Origin of the sequence: Sphingomonas paeninsulae, from assembly GCF_003660165.1 — a bacterium.
GTDB classification, from domain to species: domain Bacteria; phylum Pseudomonadota; class Alphaproteobacteria; order Sphingomonadales; family Sphingomonadaceae; genus Sphingomonas_O; species Sphingomonas_O paeninsulae.
This window is the reverse complement of record NZ_CP032829.1, coordinates 1103495-1120980: the sequence shown is the minus strand read 5'-3', so window position 1 is coordinate 1120980 and position 17486 is coordinate 1103495. Positions and strand designations below refer to the sequence as shown.

Annotated in this window: 14 protein-coding genes and 1 tRNA gene; 7 read left to right on the top strand and 8 right to left on the bottom strand. The window is 59.5% G+C overall.

Features of this window, described 5'->3' with window-relative positions; all coding sequences use genetic code 11:
* Positions 1 to 137: 137 nt before the first annotated feature.
* The 4 genes from infC to D3Y57_RS11005 form a co-directional block, all read right to left on the bottom strand.
* Positions 138 to 647, bottom strand: a complete 510-nt coding sequence (gene infC, locus D3Y57_RS11020) for a translation initiation factor IF-3 (RefSeq protein ID WP_239026035.1) — start codon at positions 645 to 647, stop codon at positions 138 to 140.
* 148 nt (positions 648 to 795) lie between these two features.
* Entirely contained in the window at positions 796 to 2787 is a 1992-nt protein-coding gene (gene thrS, locus D3Y57_RS11015; RefSeq protein WP_121153022.1) for a threonine--tRNA ligase, read from the bottom strand.
* Positions 2788 to 2877: 90 nt separating this feature from the next.
* Positions 2878 to 3690, bottom strand: coding sequence for an FkbM family methyltransferase (locus D3Y57_RS11010; RefSeq protein ID WP_121153021.1), 813 nt, complete (start codon positions 3688 to 3690; stop codon positions 2878 to 2880).
* Positions 3691 to 3987: 297 nt separating this feature from the next.
* A tRNA-Ser gene (locus D3Y57_RS11005) sits at positions 3988 to 4079 on the bottom strand.
* A 165-nt stretch (positions 4080 to 4244) separates the two neighbouring features.
* Here D3Y57_RS11005 and D3Y57_RS11000 point away from each other — a divergent pair.
* Positions 4245 to 5045 carry an EipA family protein gene (locus D3Y57_RS11000; RefSeq protein WP_121153020.1) on the top strand — a complete coding sequence of 267 codons (801 nt, stop codon included), beginning with the start codon at positions 4245 to 4247 and terminating at the stop codon, positions 5043 to 5045.
* Here the strand turns inward: D3Y57_RS11000 and pyrC are convergent.
* Positions 5042 to 6091: a dihydroorotase gene (gene pyrC / locus D3Y57_RS10995; RefSeq protein ID WP_121153019.1), complete on the bottom strand. Its 1050-nt coding sequence runs from the start codon at positions 6089 to 6091 to the stop codon at positions 5042 to 5044. The genes D3Y57_RS11000 and pyrC overlap by 4 nt on opposite strands.
* A gap of 47 nt (positions 6092 to 6138) precedes the next feature.
* On the opposite strand from pyrC, the gene ygfZ reads away from it, so the two are divergent.
* Complete coding sequence (ygfZ, locus tag D3Y57_RS10990; RefSeq protein ID WP_121153018.1) at positions 6139 to 6807, top strand: CAF17-like 4Fe-4S cluster assembly/insertion protein YgfZ; 669 nt, start codon at positions 6139 to 6141, stop codon at positions 6805 to 6807.
* Positions 6808 to 6828: 21 nt separating this feature from the next.
* On the opposite strand, the gene D3Y57_RS10985 is transcribed toward ygfZ, so the two are convergent.
* The gene (locus tag D3Y57_RS10985; RefSeq protein WP_121153017.1) at positions 6829 to 7734 is read right to left on the bottom strand and encodes a LysR substrate-binding domain-containing protein; all 906 of its coding nucleotides are present in this window, start codon (positions 7732 to 7734) and stop codon (positions 6829 to 6831) included.
* 97 nt (positions 7735 to 7831) lie between these two features.
* Here D3Y57_RS10985 and D3Y57_RS10980 point away from each other — a divergent pair, with 97 nt between their 5' ends.
* Entirely contained in the window at positions 7832 to 9001 is a 1170-nt protein-coding gene (locus tag D3Y57_RS10980; protein WP_121153016.1) for an MFS transporter, read from the top strand.
* Positions 9002 to 9084: 83 nt separating this feature from the next.
* Here D3Y57_RS10980 and gyrB read toward each other — a convergent pair whose 3' ends face one another.
* Together gyrB and D3Y57_RS10970 are read right to left on the bottom strand one after the other, a co-directional pair.
* The gene (gyrB, locus tag D3Y57_RS10975; protein ID WP_121153015.1) at positions 9085 to 11637 is read right to left on the bottom strand and encodes a DNA topoisomerase (ATP-hydrolyzing) subunit B; all 2553 of its coding nucleotides are present in this window, start codon (positions 11635 to 11637) and stop codon (positions 9085 to 9087) included.
* A gap of 292 nt (positions 11638 to 11929) precedes the next feature.
* Complete coding sequence (locus D3Y57_RS10970) at positions 11930 to 12256, bottom strand: DUF6471 domain-containing protein (RefSeq protein WP_121153014.1); 327 nt, start codon at positions 12254 to 12256, stop codon at positions 11930 to 11932.
* Positions 12257 to 12362: 106 nt separating this feature from the next.
* On the opposite strand from D3Y57_RS10970, the gene D3Y57_RS10965 reads away from it, so the two are divergent.
* From D3Y57_RS10965 to D3Y57_RS10950, 4 genes are all read left to right on the top strand, one after another.
* Positions 12363 to 13406 (top strand): IS1595 family transposase, encoded by a 1044-nt coding sequence (locus tag D3Y57_RS10965; protein WP_121153013.1) that lies wholly within the window; start codon positions 12363 to 12365, stop codon positions 13404 to 13406.
* A gap of 287 nt (positions 13407 to 13693) precedes the next feature.
* Positions 13694 to 14008, top strand: a complete 315-nt coding sequence (locus tag D3Y57_RS10960) for a hypothetical protein (protein ID WP_162987082.1) — start codon at positions 13694 to 13696, stop codon at positions 14006 to 14008.
* Positions 14009 to 14183: 175 nt separating this feature from the next.
* A complete protein-coding gene (locus D3Y57_RS10955; RefSeq protein WP_121153011.1) occupies positions 14184 to 15275 on the top strand; it encodes a DNA adenine methylase in 1092 nt (363 codons plus the stop codon).
* Positions 15272 to 17479 carry a DNA methyltransferase family protein gene (locus D3Y57_RS10950; protein ID WP_121153010.1) on the top strand — a complete coding sequence of 736 codons (2208 nt, stop codon included), beginning with the start codon at positions 15272 to 15274 and terminating at the stop codon, positions 17477 to 17479. The genes D3Y57_RS10955 and D3Y57_RS10950 overlap by 4 nt, the downstream gene beginning before the upstream one ends.
* Positions 17480 to 17486: the final 7 nt, after the last annotated feature.

The following is a 17486-nucleotide window of genomic DNA, read 5'->3' as shown; positions in this document are numbered from 1 at the left end:
GGTTTATAGAAGTCGTGCTAGCGATGTGCCCGATGCGGCCACATTTTCAATGTCATCGCGGCTTTTTTGCAACAGTGTTGCGGAGGTGACGTTACGGAAATCGAAGGCCCCAATCCAATGGGATCGGGGCCGTTAGATTATTTAGGTGCAACGACCATCAACATCTGGCGCCCTTCGAAGCGCGGATGCTGTTCGATCTTCGCAATCTCGACAATATCGGCCTGCACACGCTGAAGCAGCGCCATGCCGAGCTGACCATGCGAAAGCTCACGTCCGCGAAATCGCAGCGTAACCTTCACCTTGTCACCGTCGCCGATGAATTCGAAAATCTTCTTCATCTTCGTATCATAATCATGATCGTCGATGTTCGGACGCATCTTGATCTCTTTGATCTCTTGCGTGTGCTGAGTTTTGCGTGCGAGGTTCGCCTTTTTCTGCGCCTCGTACTTGAACTTACCCACGTCGAGATATTTTGCGACCGGTGGATCGGCGTTTGGAGACACTTCAACGAGGTCCAGTCCGATTTCACGCGCAGCTTCCATCGCTTCGCGCGTTAGCATCACACCCAGATTCTCACCGTTCTCATCGATCACCCGCACCTTCTGCGACTGGATGAATTCGTTGAAACGGGGGCCGTTGTTTGGCATTGGCGCCTGCCCCATGGGGCGGCGAGTCATTGGGGGTGGTATAGCGCGGACTCCAGTGTTTCAGTTATGTCGATCAATCTTTACGCGATCGCGGGGATTTTGGCAAAGCCCACGCGCACGAATCCACAGACGATGTGGCGAGATTGCTTCACTGCATATCGGGGGCGCGAGCCTCCGATGCAAGCATAGCCACGGCTTCGTCGAGACTCATGATGCGCTGGCCGTCCGATCCGAGTGTCCGGATTGCCACGGTGTGCTCATCGGCCTCCCGTTTTCCGACCACGAGCAAATGCGGCACCTTGGCCAGCGAATGTTCGCGGACTTTGTAGTTAATTTTCTCATTCCGCAGATCGATGTCTGTGCGAATGCCCGCCGCCGTGAGTGCGGCGACGACCTCATGCGCGTAGCTGTCGGTTTCGGAAACGATCGTGGCAACGACCGCTTGTACAGGGGCAAGCCACAGTGGAAAGCGTCCGGCATGGTGTTCGATCAATATTCCGATGAAGCGTTCGAACGTGCCGAGGATGGCGCGGTGGAGCATGACCGGGCGATGCTTGGCACCGTCCTCTCCCACATATGACGCGTCGAGACGTTCGGGCAGGACGTAATCGAGTTGGATTGTGCCGCACTGCCACGTCCGTCCGATCGCGTCGGTTAGGTGGAATTCGAGCTTGGGCGAATAGAAGGCACCTTCGCCGGGTAACTCTTCCCAGCCATATTCTTCGCCCGCGCGGCCAGCCTGACGGACGGCATCGCGCAAATTATTCTCGGCGCGGTCCCACATTTCCTCTGAACCAAAGCGCTTTTCAGGTCGCAGCGCGAGTTTGATCGCATAGTTGGCGAACCCGAGATCTTTATAGACAACATCGAGGAGATCGCAGAACAGGCGCACTTCCTCGACGATCTGGTCTTCACGGCAGAAAATGTGCGCGTCGTCCTGCGTAAACTGGCGGACGCGCATGATGCCGTGCAGCGCGCCATGCGGCTCGTTGCGATGGCAGCAGCCGAATTCGGCAAGCCGCATCGGCAGGTCGCGATACGACTTGATGCCCTGACGGAAAATCAGGACGTGCGCCGGACAATTCATCGGTTTCAGCGCCATGAGGTCGCCTTCACCGGTCAGGATCGGGCCTTCGTCCTCGATATTCGGAACCTCATCGGGCACCACGAACATATTTTCGCGATATTTGCCCCAATGGCCCGATGCTTCCCACTGACGCGCGTCCATAAGCTGTGGTGTCTTGACCTCGGCATAGCCCGCAGCGTCGAGGCGGCGGCGCATATAGGCCTCCAACTGACGCCACAGAATGTAGCCCTTGGGATGCCAGAAGATAGAGCCTTGCGCTTCGGACTGGAGGTGGAACAGGTCCATTTCCTGAGCGATGCGGCGGTGGTCGCGCTTGGCGGCTTCTTCCAGACGGAGGAGATGCGCGTCGAGTTGCTTCTTGTTCAGCCAACCCGTGCCATAGATGCGACTGAGCATCGCGTTGTTCTGGTCACCACGCCAATACGCACCCGAAACGCGCGTCAGCTTGAACGCCTGCGGGTCAAGTTTGCCGGTGGAGGCAAGATGAGGCCCGCGGCACATGTCCATCCAGTTGCCCGCACGGTAAACAGTCAGTTCCTCGCCACTCGGAAGTCCGGCAGCCCATTCGGCCTTGAAGCTTTCGCCCTCGGCCTGCCACTTTGCGATCAGATCGTCACGGGCCCAGACTTCGCGGATGAGCTTTTCGTCGCGACCGATGATGGCGCGCATCTCGGCTTCGATCGCAGGCAGGTCCTCTTCGGTGAACTGCTCGCCAGCGGGGGCGAAGTCGTAATAAAAGCCGTCGTCGGTCGATGGTCCGAACGTGATCTGTGTGCCTGGAAACAGGTTCTGCACTGCTTCGGCGAGGACGTGCGCGAAGTCGTGGCGCGCCAGTTCCAGCGCGTCGCTCTCATCCCGCGAAGTGATCAACGCCAGCGTAGCATCGCCATCAAATGGCCGCATGATGTCGCGGACTTCACCGTTGACGCGTCCGGCCAGTGCGGCCTTCGCAAGGCCCGGACCGATTGCGGCAGCGATATCGGCAGGGGTTGTGCCGTGTGGAACTTCGCGCACGGAACCGTCGGGAAGGCTGATCTTGAGGAGTTCTGACATAGGTGCGCGTATGCCGGGCGCGACGCGTCGGGGCAAGTCGCCGAGTGTTATCGAGTGCTTACGACTTTCGCGCAAACCTGTTTGACGTAATCAGGGTCGGAAGCACGACACATTGAGCTGGAGGTCGAAGCCACAGGCCAATTTTTCGATGAAGGGGAGTCGGGGAGCGTGTGCGCCATTGATGATATAACGAAAACCCTTTGACGCGACCATCTTTAGCATCTCACCAAGAAGTTGCGGCTTTGTATGTGGACTGTGATATTCGAAAAACAGCAGGCCGACGTTATCCAACTCGTCCTCAATGTCGAACAAGACGCTATTTTCCGCTCCTTCGATGTCGATCTTCAAGAAATCTACGTGCTTTTTACGCAACTCGTCCTTCAGCCGGACAGCGGCCACCGTCGTGCTGGCCCCAGTGTTCAGAAAGTCTACCTCGCTCGACCCAGCAAGCGATCCTTCGGTGTAAAAAGTGAGTTCCGTATCCTCGACCCACGCAGCAGCCTGTCGAAGCGATATCCCTGAATAGCTGCTGATGTTTTGAGCCAGCAGCCTGAACATTTCAGGATCGGGTTCGTAAGCAACAATGGTGGCACCAGGAAACAGTTGCTTGAAATATATTACGCTCAGACCAATGTTCGCGCCGGCGTCGATGATGTGCGGTGCGGCTGTCTCGCAATTAAACCGATACACCTCTTCGGCAAAGATTTCGGCGACTGAATGCAGATATCCGGTGATGTCAGCGAATGCGATGGGCCGATCGAAGAGCATTCCGCTGCCGTGGGTGAATGGCGGCATCTTCAGCAAAGACCTGTATTCGGTATGACCTATGATATCCGGCACGGGCGATCGAACGCCCCGCAATGTTTTGAAAATCCTGCCGCCGACTTTACGCGCTAAGCTCATGCAAGTGTCCCTGACCTACTCTTTCAGTGATCAGCACCCCCTCAAGCTTGAGCATTTGCGACTTCGACCGGCCGTTTCAATATGTTGTCGATAAAGCGGCCCAAAAATCAGCTACACGTCGTATATGTCCATAGCTGCGGCTGGTTGGCTCTGTTGATGAGTGTGCCGCTTATTTCCGTGAAAGATAGCAAAAGTTTCGATCAAAACTATCGATAACGATTGAGCTGGTCTCGGATTGGCCACCATTACCAAGTGAACACCCGCCGCACCGGGCGCGAATCTGCATACTATGGTTATTGGCGGAGACGGCGAGATTCGAACTCGCGGTAGCGATTACTCGCTACGACGGTTTAGCAAACCGTTGGTTTCAGCCACTCACCCACGTCTCCGGCTGGTAGCGAACTGCGCCTATAGCGGGGGCTTGCTGAGCATTCAACCGTCCATCGGCATAAGCAAGCTGGCGCAAAATCGACTCGCACCAGCGCGTCGTTCATTGCACGGACAGGGCGAACGCGGTTAACCGTCTGACCAAGAGCGCGTCCCGGGGATCGATCATGTTACGCAAGCCTGTATTTTCACTAATCGCCGCCGCATTTGCGTTGGTAGCAACACCCGTTCTGGCCCAGGTTCGGACGGTCGATCCCAACGCCGCCGCCCAGGCCGATGTTTCTCAACCTGTTCCGGGCGAACGTGGCTATGCGACACAAGCGCCGCCACCCCAGGCGCAATATGATAAGCCACAGAATGACAGGCCACAGTACGACAGGCCACAATACGAAACACCTCCGCCTGCGGACACAACGACGGTGCCTGTTGAGACGACAGGGGCGGCAGGGACTGCTCCTGCCAGTTCGCTCGCGACACAGGCCACGCCAACCTATCACAAGGACGATCTGATCGGTGCGGCAGAGGGTGTGTTTGGCAAGGGCGCAGCGGGGCTTGCGGGACTGCTCGAAAAAATCCTGAAGGATCAGGGCGAACCGAACGCCTATATCGCAGGCCGGGAAGCATCAGGAGCGTTCGTCGTCGGCTTGCGCTACGGTTCGGGTACGCTCAGCCACAAGGTCGAAGGCCAGCGACCGGCGTATTGGACCGGCCCCTCGGTCGGTTTCGATGTCGGCGGTGATGCGACCAAAGTCTTTACGCTCGTCTACAACCTGTATGACAGTCAGGATCTGTTCCGCCGATATCCACAAGTCGAAGGACGGGCTTATTTCGTAGGCGGATTCTCTGCGACCTATCTGCGGCGCGGCAATATCGTGTTGATCCCGGTCAGGCTCGGCGTCGGGATGAGGTTGGGTGCCAATATCGGTTATATGAAGTTCACCGAAAAGAGCCGCTGGTTGCCGTTCTAAGCTATAAAGCGCCAACCGATCGTTTCCCCGGCGTGAAACGGGGAAACATCGGTTTCACCACAGCGCAGACTTGCGGGAATGGCAACAGGCGCGCGCTCCAGAGTAATTGTGCCCGCGTTTAGTGGCAGGCCGTAGAAACGTGGGCCGTGTTCGGAGGCAAATCCTTCAAGCCGGTTGAGAGCGTTTTCTTCGTCGAACACGGTCGCATAGCTTTCGAGTGCATAGGGCGCGTTGAAAATACCTGCGCAGCCGCAGGCCGTTTCCTTTGCTGAAACCGCGTGCGGCGCGCTGTCGGTGCCGAGGAAATATTTGGACGAACCCGAAGTCGCCGCATTCCGCAGGGCGAGACGGTGACGCTCACGCTTGATGACGGGCAAGCAATAGGCATGAGGGCGAATGCCGCCGTCGAACATCGCATTGCGGTTCAGCATCAGATGATGCGGAGTGATCGTCGCGGCGACCTGTGGGCCGGCAGCGTCCACGAAAGCGACCGCTTCGGCTGTCGTGATATGTTCGAAAACGACCTTCAACGCGGGAAAATCGCGGATGAGTTTGACGAGTGTCCGATCGATGAAAACGGATTCGCGGTCAAAGATATCGGTCGCGCGATCGGTAACTTCGCCATGAACCAGCAGAGGCATTCCGATCCGCTGCATACGCTCCAATGTGCTGGTCAGGTTGCCGATGTCGGTTACACCATGCGCGGAATTGGTCGTCGCATGAGCGGGGTAGAGTTTGGCGGCCGTGAAGACGCCCCTTTCCCACCCGCGCGCAATCTCGTCCGGGTCGGCGGCATCGGTGAGGTAACAGGTCATCAACGGTGTGAAGTCGGTGCCCGGTGGCAACGCGTCGATAATGCGCGCGCGATACGCGGCGGCGGCTGCTGCTGTGGTCACAGGTGGAGCAAGGTTCGGCATCACGATCGCCCGTGCGAATTGGCGCGCCGTATAGCCCGCAACCCCGCCGAGCATTGCGCCATCGCGGAGGTGGACGTGCCAGTCATCGGGTCGGCGAATCGTCAGATTGGTTACGGGCTGAGCAGTCATCGGGGCTCCGGTTTGGGTTTCCGCTGGCCAGTCCCTAGATTAGCGGCATGACTGAAACAACATCACCCGCCACGACTTTGGCAGACCGCGCCATTATCCGACTCTCCGGCGAGGACGTCCGCGAGTTTCTGCAAGGGTTGGTGACGAACGATGTCGCGGGGCCGTTGCCGGTTTGGGCAGGGCTACTGACACCGCAGGGTAAGGCGCTGTTCGATTTTATTGTCTGGTCGGATGGTGCCGATCTGCTGATCGACTGCGAGGCGGCGCAGGCCGATGCGCTGGTCCGCCGACTGTCGATCTATCGATTGCGCCGACCGATTACGATTGCGAAGGATCCGGGGCTGGCGGTGCATTGGTCGTTGACCGAGGGAACGACGCCGGATCCGCGCAACTCTGCGCTCGGGTATCGCTGGATCTCCGCGCCGGATGGAGTTGCGACCGGCTGGCATGAGCATCGACTGGCATTGGGCGTGGCCGAAGGAGCAGACGAACTGGGGCAGGACAAGACGCTGTGGCTGGAAGCCAACGCGCGCGAGTTGAACGGGGTGAGCTTTACCAAAGGCTGTTACATCGGTCAGGAAAACACCGCGCGGATGCATCACCGTTCGAAGGTTAATCGCCAGTTGGCCGTCGTCGCAAGCGAAGTCGAACCGGAGGGTGCACGGGCCTGGTATCCGGAATTGAAACTGGCTGTGATGCATCAGCGGATCAGCTGATTTTGCAGCACGTCGGCCGGGTCAACGTTGCTCGGCCAATCGTTCGACCAGAAAATCCACGAATACGCGCACGCGGCGGGGCGTGCTGGCACCCCCGACGAACAAAGCATTCAGGTCTTCGGTGTCACCGGGATTATAGAGTTGCAGTAATGCGATGAGATTGCCTGCGGCAATATCAGCCTCGACATGAAAACTGCCGACGCGAGCGATGCCGACGCCCCGTTGCGCCAGTTGAACCAGCGTTTCCCCGTTGTTCGCTTCGATATTTCCGCCGACGTTCAGGGCGATCTGATGACCATCGCGCATGAACGGCCAGCCGGGGTCCGCGCGCCTGAAGTTGAAGTTGAGGCAGTTATGATCGAGCAAGTCTTCTGGCACGGTCGGCGTCCCCGCTCGCTTCAGATACTCAGGAGACGCAATGATCGTGCGACCGTTCGAACCGAGCCGCCGCGCGGTAAGCGGGCTGTCGGACAGCGGACCGAACCGGATGGCGACGTCGGCCTTTCCGCCGAGCACATCGGTCAATTCATCCCCAAGACTGAGATCGACCAATATCTCGGGATAGAGGGCCACGAACTCACCCAGCAGAGGCACGATTGTAAGCCGACCATAGGCAAGCGATGCACTGACGCGCAGTCGCCCGCGTGGCGACGCCTGATACGAGATCGCGCCTTCGGACTCCGTCATATCCGCCAGAATCCGGCGCGCAGCCAAACGATAAGCTTCGCCTTCGGGGGTGAGCGACAATGTGCGGGTTGTGCGAATCATCAGGCGCACACCCAGCCGGGATTCAATGCGCGATATGATCCGGCTGAGCGCCGATGGGGTAAGCCCAAGTAAACGACCCGCCGCCGACAAGCTCCCAGTGCGAGCGACCGCGTCGAACGCTTCCATTTCGCCCGCTCGATCCACCATTGATCGGCTCATTTGTGATTTCCCAGCAAAACTGTTGGTCCGTTAATCGATCTACCGCGTTGTGGACGGAACGACCATCTGTGCTGCGTGAACATTTACGGAAATTGCCATGAAATTTAATCCCGCCATTCTGGCCCTTGCGGTTGGAGCGTTTGGCATCGGTGTCACCGAATTTGCACCAATGGGAATGCTGCCAATCGTAGCGACCGATTTGGGCGTTTCGATCCCGACCGCGGGGCTGTTGGTCAGTGCCTATGCGATCGGTGTGCTGATCGGCGCGCCGTTGATGACGTTGACGACCGCGCGGGTACCTCGGCGGACATTGCTGATCGCCTTGATGGGTATTTTCACCGTCGGAAATCTGCTGGCGGCGCTTTCGGAAAGCTATGCGACGTTGATGTTCGCGCGCGTTTTTACATCGTTTAACCACGGCGCATTTTTCGGCGTGGGATCGGTGGTTGCAGCGGGTCTGGTACCGCCGAACAAGCGCGCCGGTGCCGTCGCCGCGATGTTCATGGGACTGACGATCGCCAATGTCGGTGGCGTGCCCTTCGCTGCCTGGGCCGCCGAACAATTCGGTTGGCGGACAGTGTTCTGGGGAGTTACTGGCCTTGGTCTGATAGCGATGGCGTCATTGCGCTTCGCGTTACCAGTGATCCCGGCAGATAGCGGCAGCGATATGCGGGCCGAACTGCGCGTGCTTGCGCGGGGGCCTGTGTTGGTGGCGTTGGCTTTGACCGTAATCGGATCGAGCGCGATGTTTACGGTCTTCACATATATCGCACCGATTCTTCAGACGCAGGCACATGCCTCGACCGCGTTCGTTGCGGCGATGCTGTTCATCTATGGCATCGGACTGACGGTGGGGAATTGGCTGGGCGGGCGTTATGCCGATCGTTCGGTCGATGGCACTTTGATCGTGACGCTGGCGAGCCTGATGGGGCTGTTGATCCTGTTCGCCTTTGGAATGAACTGGCCCGCAGTCGCGGTGGTGCTGATTTTCCTGTGGGGGGTGGCGAGTTTCGCGCTGGTCCCGCCACTTCAGATGCGCGTGATGACGGAGGCGGCGGAAGCGCCCAATCTTGCCTCAGCGATGAACATCGGGGCGTTTAATCTGGGAAATGCGATCGGTGCAGCGCTCGGCGGGGCCGTTATAAGCGCCGGGCTTGGCTATCCGGCAGTTTCGTTGGCCGGTGCGTTAATGGCGGGAAGCGGGCTTGCGCTGGTTCTGATGCTGCGCCGGCGGGATAGCAGGACCGCGATAGAACTTACGGCCTAGTGCCGATGCGACGGGGATGAGCCGTAGCGAGAATGCCACGCATCATCTGCCAGTTGGCCGAGGATGCGTGGTTTTCTGAATTCTCAGACGTCCAGATTCGCCACGTTAAGCGCATTTTCCTGAATGAACTCGCGGCGTGGTTCGACGACATCGCCCATCAATCGCGTGAAAATCTCGTCGGCCATGTCGGCTTGCGAAATTTCGACCCGGAGCATCGCGCGATTCTGTGGGTCGAGAGTGGTTTCCCACAATTGTTCGGCGTTCATTTCGCCAAGACCCTTGTAACGCTGGATCGACAGGCCTTTGCGCCCTGCGGTCAGGATTGCGTCGAGCAAGTCGGACGGGCGCGTGATATGAATGCCCTTTGCATTGATCGGAGCGGTGTCTTCGACTTCGACGTCCGCATCGTCGCCATCTGCAACGCCTGTTTTCGGAACCACGATCTCAACGGTCGATGGTGCCGGCGCTTTCGCTATCGTCACCAGTCGCGCGATTGATGCATAGCTTTCGGCCTGTTCGGCAACCAGTGTGTGGAGGCGGCGGGCTTCCTGCGAGATCAGGAACGCGGATTCAATGATGTGGTGATCGGTCACGCCGCGCCACAAGCGCTCGAGGTGATAGCCTCCCTCTGCCGCAATACGCGCGCTCCATTTGGCTTCGGGATCGGCGCGGTTCAGCCATTGTGCCGAACGGTTTGCGGCCTCCTGACGCCCCTCTGTGGCGAGATTCGGATCGAGTGCACCCATCAGGGCAAATGCCTCGATGATGGCAGGGTCGTAACGCCGTGGGACGTACTTCATCAACGCGCGCATCCGGCGGGCATGATCGACCAGCATCTTCAGATCTTCACCCGCACGAGCGCCGCCAGCGCTTTCAAGGCGGGTTCCGGCAACGCCTGCTTCGACCAGATAATCGTCGAGCGCGGCATCGTCCTTGAGATAGACTTCGCTGCGTCCGCGCGCCGCTTTATAAAGCGGGGGTTGGGCGATGTAGAGGTGCCCGGCGTTGATGATGTCGGGCATCTGGCGATAGAAGAACGTCAGCAACAGCGTGCGGATGTGCGAGCCGTCGACGTCTGCGTCGGTCATGATGACGATCTTGTGATAGCGAAGCTTGGCGAGGTTGAAGTCGTCCCGCCCGATGCCGGTGCCCATCGCCTGGATCAGCGTGCCGATTTCCCGCGACGACAGCATTCGGTCGAAACGCGCACGTTCGACGTTCAGGATCTTACCGCGCAGGGGAAGGATTGCTTGATAATGGCGGTCGCGGCCCTGTTTGGCTGAGCCGCCTGCGGAGTCTCCTTCGACCAGGAACAGTTCGGACTTCGCGGGGTCGCGTTCCTGACAATCGGCGAGTTTGCCAGGCAGGCTGGCAATGTCCATTACGCCCTTGCGCCGGGTCAGTTCGCGCGCCTTTTTGGCCGCCTCGCGCGCAGCAGCGGCGTCGATAGTCTTCTGGATGATGCTCTTTGCGTGAGCGGGGTTTTCCTCGAGCCATTCGGCCATCTTGTCGGCCATCAGGCTTTCCAAAGGCTGGCGGACTTCGGATGAAACCAGCTTATCCTTGGTCTGACTGCTGAATTTCGGATCGGGGAGTTTGACGGAAACGATCGCGGTCAAACCTTCGCGCATATCGTCGCCGGTCAGCGTAACTTTTTCCTTTTTCAACATTCCCGATTTCTCGGCATAGTTGTTGAGCGTGCGCGTCAACGCGGCGCGGAATGCGGCCAGATGGGTGCCGCCGTCGCGCTGCGGAATGTTGTTCGTGAACGGCAGCACGTTTTCATAATATGAATCGTTCCACTCAAGCGCGACCTCGATGCTGACATCGTCGCGCTGGCCGGTGACCGAGATCGGTTCGGGGAACAATGGCGACTTTGCGCGGTCGAGATATTTCACGAACGCGGCAATTCCGCCCTCGTAGTAAAGTTCGACTTCCTTGCGCTCTTCGTGACGCGCATCGATTAGGAACAGGCGCACGCCCGAGTTCAGAAACGCCAGCTCGCGGAAGCGGTGCTCGAGCTTGTCGAAATCGAATTCGACGATCTTGAACGTCGCGGGCGACGGCAGGAAGGTGACTTTCGTACCCTTTTTGCCGACCGGCGCGGGGCCGACCAGTTTCAGCGGAGCCACGGCATCGCCAAAGGCAAAGCGCATGAAATGTTCTTGCCCGTCACGCCAGATCGTCAGGTCGAGAAATTCGCTGAGTGCGTTGACGACCGAGACGCCGACGCCGTGCAGGCCGCCTGAAACCTTGTAAGCGTTGTCGTTTGACGTGTTCTCGAACTTACCCCCGGCGTGAAGCTGGGTCATGATGACTTCGGCTGCCGAAACGCCCTCCTCGGCATGAATGCCGGTCGGGATGCCGCGGCCGTTATCCTCGACCGTGACCGAGCCGTCTGGGTTCAGCGTGATCTCTATCCGGTCGCAATGTCCGGCCAGTGCTTCGTCGATGGCGTTGTCCGAAACTTCGAACACCATGTGGTGCAGGCCCGACCCGTCATCGGTATCGCCGATGTACATTCCGGGGCGCTTGCGAACGGCGTCCAACCCCTTGAGAACCTTGATGGAATCTGCGCCATATTCATTGGCATTGGGGACGTTTTCGGGGAGGGCATCAGTCGGTGTATCTGTCATTGAATGGTCATAGGGAAATTACGCGGAAAACGCACTAAAAAACGCACATTGCCGGGGTTTCAAGCTTGACCATTCAACCGGCGACAGGGTCATTCATCAATGTCCGCTTGTAGAGCGAGCATGATCATTACGCCGTGAATGACGGTCGTCACAACAATCTGAAAACTGCGGTATAGTGTAGCAGCTTAACCAGTCGGCATGGTTGAAGCTGAGGGCTGGCGAAGCCAGACCCAGCGCGGACCATGTCGTAACGCGTCAAGGGGGACGCGCGTGGTTATAGGCCGACGTTCGGTCAGTCGGTATCCGAGAGACTTACTTTTTTTGCGAACGTCTGGGCACCGCCTCGGCCGACGCCATGACCTTGCTCCAGTTCGGCCAATGTCGGCAGTAGGATCCTGCTCGTGCCGATCGCCGTCATCGCCTGCAGGAAGAACATGAAGGTGAAGCGCCCACGCCCCACCTTGTTCTTGATGCTGACCTCTGTCTCCTCGACGCCGATGCCAGCCATCGCCTCTGCCAGCTTGGCGTAGGATAGCCCTTTGGTCATCAGCTGACCTCGCAGCAGATTCTTCGCGACCGATTCCCAGTCAGCGTCAGTGATCCCAGATTCGTCAGCCATTCGTCGCGTTTCCGATGCCAAAGGTAGCGGATATGCGTCTTTCTGCTTGCCTTAGCCGCGTTGAAGTAGCATATGTGCGACGTTCAGTAGCGGAAACACGTCTCCAATGGCAAGCGGGGGCCGGCAACGGCCACAACATCACACACAGGCGAAGCGGAACCGTACGTTCACGCTCGACGACCTGTATGCGATGAAGGAGGAGGATTACGAACGCCTCTTCCGCCGCATGCGCTGGCCAGAAACCGACGGTGAGCCGGTCTGTCCCAACAAGGAATGCAAGGGCCTCGATCATTGGTGGCTCGAGAACCAACAGCGCTGGAAGTGCAAGGGCTGCCACAAGCAGTTCAGTATCACCAGCGGGTCCGGTTTCCACCATACCAAGCTGCCGTTGCCGACGCTGCTCAAAGCGCTGCGCACCTTCATCCTCGGGTCGAAGGGCAACGCAACTAGCACCCTGATGAAGGACGTCGGGATCCAGTATAAGACGGCGTTCCTGCTCCAGCAGAAATTCCGTGACGGCCTGAAGCACTGCATCGACGAGATTACGCTGGAAGGCGAGGTCGAGATCGATGGCGCCTGGTTCGGTGGATACATCAAGCCCGAGAACCGCAAGATCAACCGCGTGGACCGCCGGTTGAAGGAGAACCTCAACGGTAAGCGCCTGGTCGTCGTCGGTGCTCGTGAACGCGGGCGCCATGGCCGTGCGATCGCACGCGTGTTCGAACAGGAATGGCAATCCATTCCCTGGCTGCGTGAACACCTCGATCGGAGTTCGACCGTCTATTCGGACGAAGGCCAGTGGGACAATCTGCTCGCCTCGCACAAGCTGCTGCAGGTCAACCACTCCGAGGAATACCAGAAGGACGGCTTCATCAACACGAACCAGATGGAGAGCCTGTTCTCCCGTCTCCGTCGGTTCGAGGTCGGCACCCACCACCACATCTCGGGCAAGTATCTCGCCTATTACGCGTGCGACGGCGTCTGGCGCGAGAACAACCGCGAGCTCGACGATCGCGCCAAGCTGGAGCGCGCGTTGGGATGCATCATGCAGGCCCCACCTTCGCGCACGTTCGGCGGCTATTACCAGTTCGGTGCCGCCAACTTGTGGCGTGGCACCGACGACAATCCTTTCGCGGGCTGGGTCCAGTGATGCATCGCGTCTCTATCTCTCGCAAATGAAGTTAAAACCATAATACCGCATAATTCGCATAGTCTTTATACGGATTATGTGGTATTCTTCGTATCATGACGACTCGTCCTAAAAAATCCTGGATGATCCTCAAGCGATTGGCTTTGCTTCTCGAAAGTCCGTTTCTTCCGGTCCAGGAGGTGATTGCACGTGAGGTCGGGTGCGATCAGCCATTCGTATCAAGGGCTGCCAACAGACGCCTGATCCGCATAACGGATCGCGTCACGCATCTCCGGAGGTATGCAGTTATGCGAGTCCGCGCTGAGCGCGTGGCTCACCACGCGAGTGAGGCAGGTGATAGGTGGCGGGGCGCCAAGGATGCCAACAAGGCCAGCACATCCGACCCACGCGCCCGTTCCACTATCGAGGAGCGAGCGGACCAGGAAGTCGTCGGCGATTACGCCAGCGAAGCGGTGAACGGTATTCACATGTATCTCGCCGATGGTTACGACGCCCGCCTCATCGTCGAGCAGATAGCGGTGTTGCGCCGTGCCCAGCAGATCAGACGGCCCGGTAGTCCGCATTCGTCACTGGGCCGGACCACCATGGATCTGTCCCGATGAGTGTGCGCGGTTCATCTCGGGAAATTGAAAACGGCACCCACCGTGGCTCTGCGACCTCGGGGTTTTCTTTGTTGATGGGCCGCGAGCTCGTTTGCGGATGCCGCGATGCCATCCTAGAACAACACACGGTCGTTCCCGGCGACGGAACAGGCATTCAGATTGAGGACGAGCGACCATGACCTTTCGATACATCGGCTCGAAGGCGAGGCTGACCCAGCCACTCTCAGTCGCGATCAGGCCGTTCCTGAAGGATGGCGGGCGTTTCGTCGATGCATTCGCCGGAACAGGGTCCGTCGCGTCGGCCGCAGCGGATGAAGGCTGGCCAGTGTGGGTCAACGATGCCCTGACCAGCGCGATGGTCATGTCTCACGCCCGACTCCTCTCGGCTTCGGAAACGCAATTCAAGCCATTGGGTGGTTACGAGGCCGCCGTGGAGGATCTTAACGGCCTCGCACCGGTGGACGGCTATTTTCACGCCACCTATAGCCCTGCGTCCAGTCGGTCCGAGGGGGGTGGTATTGCCCGCATGTATCTTTCGGAGCCGAACGCATGTCGGCTCGATGCTATCAGGGATCGCATTGCAGATTGGCGCCTTGCGGGGATGATCGACCAAAACGAGGAGGCGCTGCTGCTCGGCGACCTCATCGGCGCGGTTAACAGGGTTGCAAACATTGCCGGAACCTATGGCTGCTTCATGTCGCGCTGGCAGCCCAACGCTCTTCGTGATCTCGCCATGACGCCGCGTCTGCTGAGAACGCAACCGGTGGATTGGAAGGCGACTACCGGTAATGCAGAGGGGCTGAAGGTGGGGAAAGACGATCTGGTCTATCTCGACCCGCCATACACGAAGCGGCAGTATGCGTCATACTACCACATCCTTGAGAGCATCGTGCTGGACGACAAGCCGGAGGTGCAGGGCGTCAGTGGCTTGAGGCCTTGGCATGCCAAGGCTTCCGTCTTCTGCTACAAGCGTAAGGCGTTGCAGGCTCTGATCGACACCGTGACTGGCTACACCTGCGGGCAGGTAATCCTGTCCTACAGTTCCGAAGGTCACGTTGACCTGGACGATCTGCTTACCGCACTCGATCTTACCGGCGATGTGGCGTGCACCGACATCGATGGGATCGGACGGTATCGTCCGAACAGAACGGCAAGCAGCCGCGGTGACACGGTTACGGAATACGTGATCACCTATCGCGCCCACCGGGCCGCGGCGCGGGCCACTCGCCAGGACGCCACCACGACCATGCAGGAGTTGAGGGCATGAGCGCACCATTGCCGCTTGAACAGCAGTTGCTCCTGCCGGCCGAGCGCCGTCTCGAGGCGTTCGTCCAGACGCGTCGCATGGGTGGTGTCGCGGAACGACGCATACAGGCGATCGAGGCCGTAGCCGCCCGCCTCGGAGGTTTCGACCTTCTGGAATACCACGCCGCATTCGGTATCGACACGATCGAGCCGTGGGAGGCACTGGACGACACGGCAGGGGCCATCCTCGACCTCATAAAGAATGCGCCGATGCATCCGTCGCTCGCCCTCGCGGCGCTTGCCCGGGAACGTCTTTCCACGCAGGACCAGCGCAAGGCGGGCGCACACTACACCGATTTTCGGCTGGCCGCGTTCCTCGGTGGCAAGGTCGCGGCCCTTAACCGTGATCGTCGCCCGGTCATCGATCCGGCGGCAGGATCCGGAATCCTGCTCGTCGCTACGGCCGTCGCCACCTGCGGTTCTGATCGCAAGGAAACGGCGCGTTTCCTTGCGGATCGCGTCGTCGCCGCAGACCTGTCGGCTGAAGCTCTGCGCGGTGCGCGTCTCTCTCTGGCATCCCTCACCGGCGATCTCGGCGCCGTGCGGTCGATGACCAGCGCATGGTATGTCGGGGACAGCCTTCTTCGGCCTGCGGACGAATGGCTGGCTGGCGCGCCGACCGGGTTTGGCTCAGTCATCGGCAACCCGCCTTGGGAAAAGCTCAAGGTCCATCGGCATGAGGAGGCGTTGGCGAACGGGCAGGTCAGGCATTACGGCGCCGCCCACACCGTTGGCGAAACGCCCGACCTCTTCCGCCGGCAGGACGAAGTCAGGGAATACGCCCGTTCGGTTGCTGGCAGAATGCAGGTCGGCGGCGGCGAGGTGGATCTTTTCGCAGGCTTCACCCAGCTGATGATGGAGCTTGCGGAGGGGGGCGGCATGGCCGCCCTGCTTCCGGCCGGCCTTATCCGATCGCGTGGGACCGAGGAACTGCGTCGTCGGCTTCTCGACCGATACGACCGCGTCGGCATCACGATCTTCGACAACCGCGCCCGATTCTTCGCGATCGATACGCGCTTCAAGTTTCTGGCCGTGACAGGAGAGGCCCGAACCGGACGTCGGGTCGCAGGTCGCATCGCCCTGGAACATGGAATTGGTCTAGATGACCGTTGCAGCGTCGGCGAAACGACCGAGGTTCCAGTCACGACGTTGCGTGGCCTGCGTCCGGATATGACCGTACCCGAGGTGAAGGATGCGGCAGAATGGCGCCTTTATCTAAAGATGGCCAAGCGGGGCGTCGATTGGCAGACACCTGGCGACGTGTGGTATCCGGAGTTCTGCCGCGAAGTGGATATGACGCGTGAACGCCGCCACTTCCTCGAACAGCGCGCAAAGAACACCCTCCCGCTAGTCGAAGGGCGGATGGTTCATCAGCATCGTTTCGGGGCGAAGAGCTACGTCCACGGGACGGGCCGCAAGGCGATCTGGGACGCCGCGCCGCTCGGTTCCGCTTCGGTTCGTCCGCAGTTCTGGATCGATCCAGTCCATCTGTCCGGTGCGAGCCGCACGCGGGCCAGAACCGTTCGCGCCGCCTTCTGCGATATCGCCGGCCAGACTAACGAGCGCTCCATGCTCGCCGCGGTCGTGCCAGCGGGAGCGGCCTGCGGCAACAAGGTTCCCACGGTCCTGTTTCCGAATAGCCCCGGCGAGGATGCGCTGCACCTGTGGTGCGGAATGGTCAACAGCATGGCATTCGACTGGCTGTTGCGCCGGGTGCTCACGACGACGGTCAACTATTTCCTTCTGCAGAGCGTTCCGCTGCCACCGATCACGCCCGGGTCGCTTCCCGCACGGCGCATTATCGACGCCGCAAAGCGTATCGTCGCTGCCGACGTGTCCGGCAGCGCTGACGCCCCGTCGATCATCGCAACGGCACGGCGCGACATCGACCTGATCTGCCTTCGGGCCTATGGTCTCGACGGCAACGATCTGGAGTTGATCGCCCGCGATTTCCCGAGCATCGATCGCAGCCAGCCAGCGCTTCCGGGTGAACGGCGCTCGACGGTTACGGTCGACTTCCTGTTGGCAGCCCTGCCCGGCAGGCAGCGCGTTCGAGCGGGGCAGCGTAATGCCGAAGCCGAACGCATCGGCGCTGTGGCCTATGTTCCATCGCAGGTGGAACTTGACCGCGAGGCTTCTTCCGCCAACCATACCGCGCAATCGTAAGACGGGG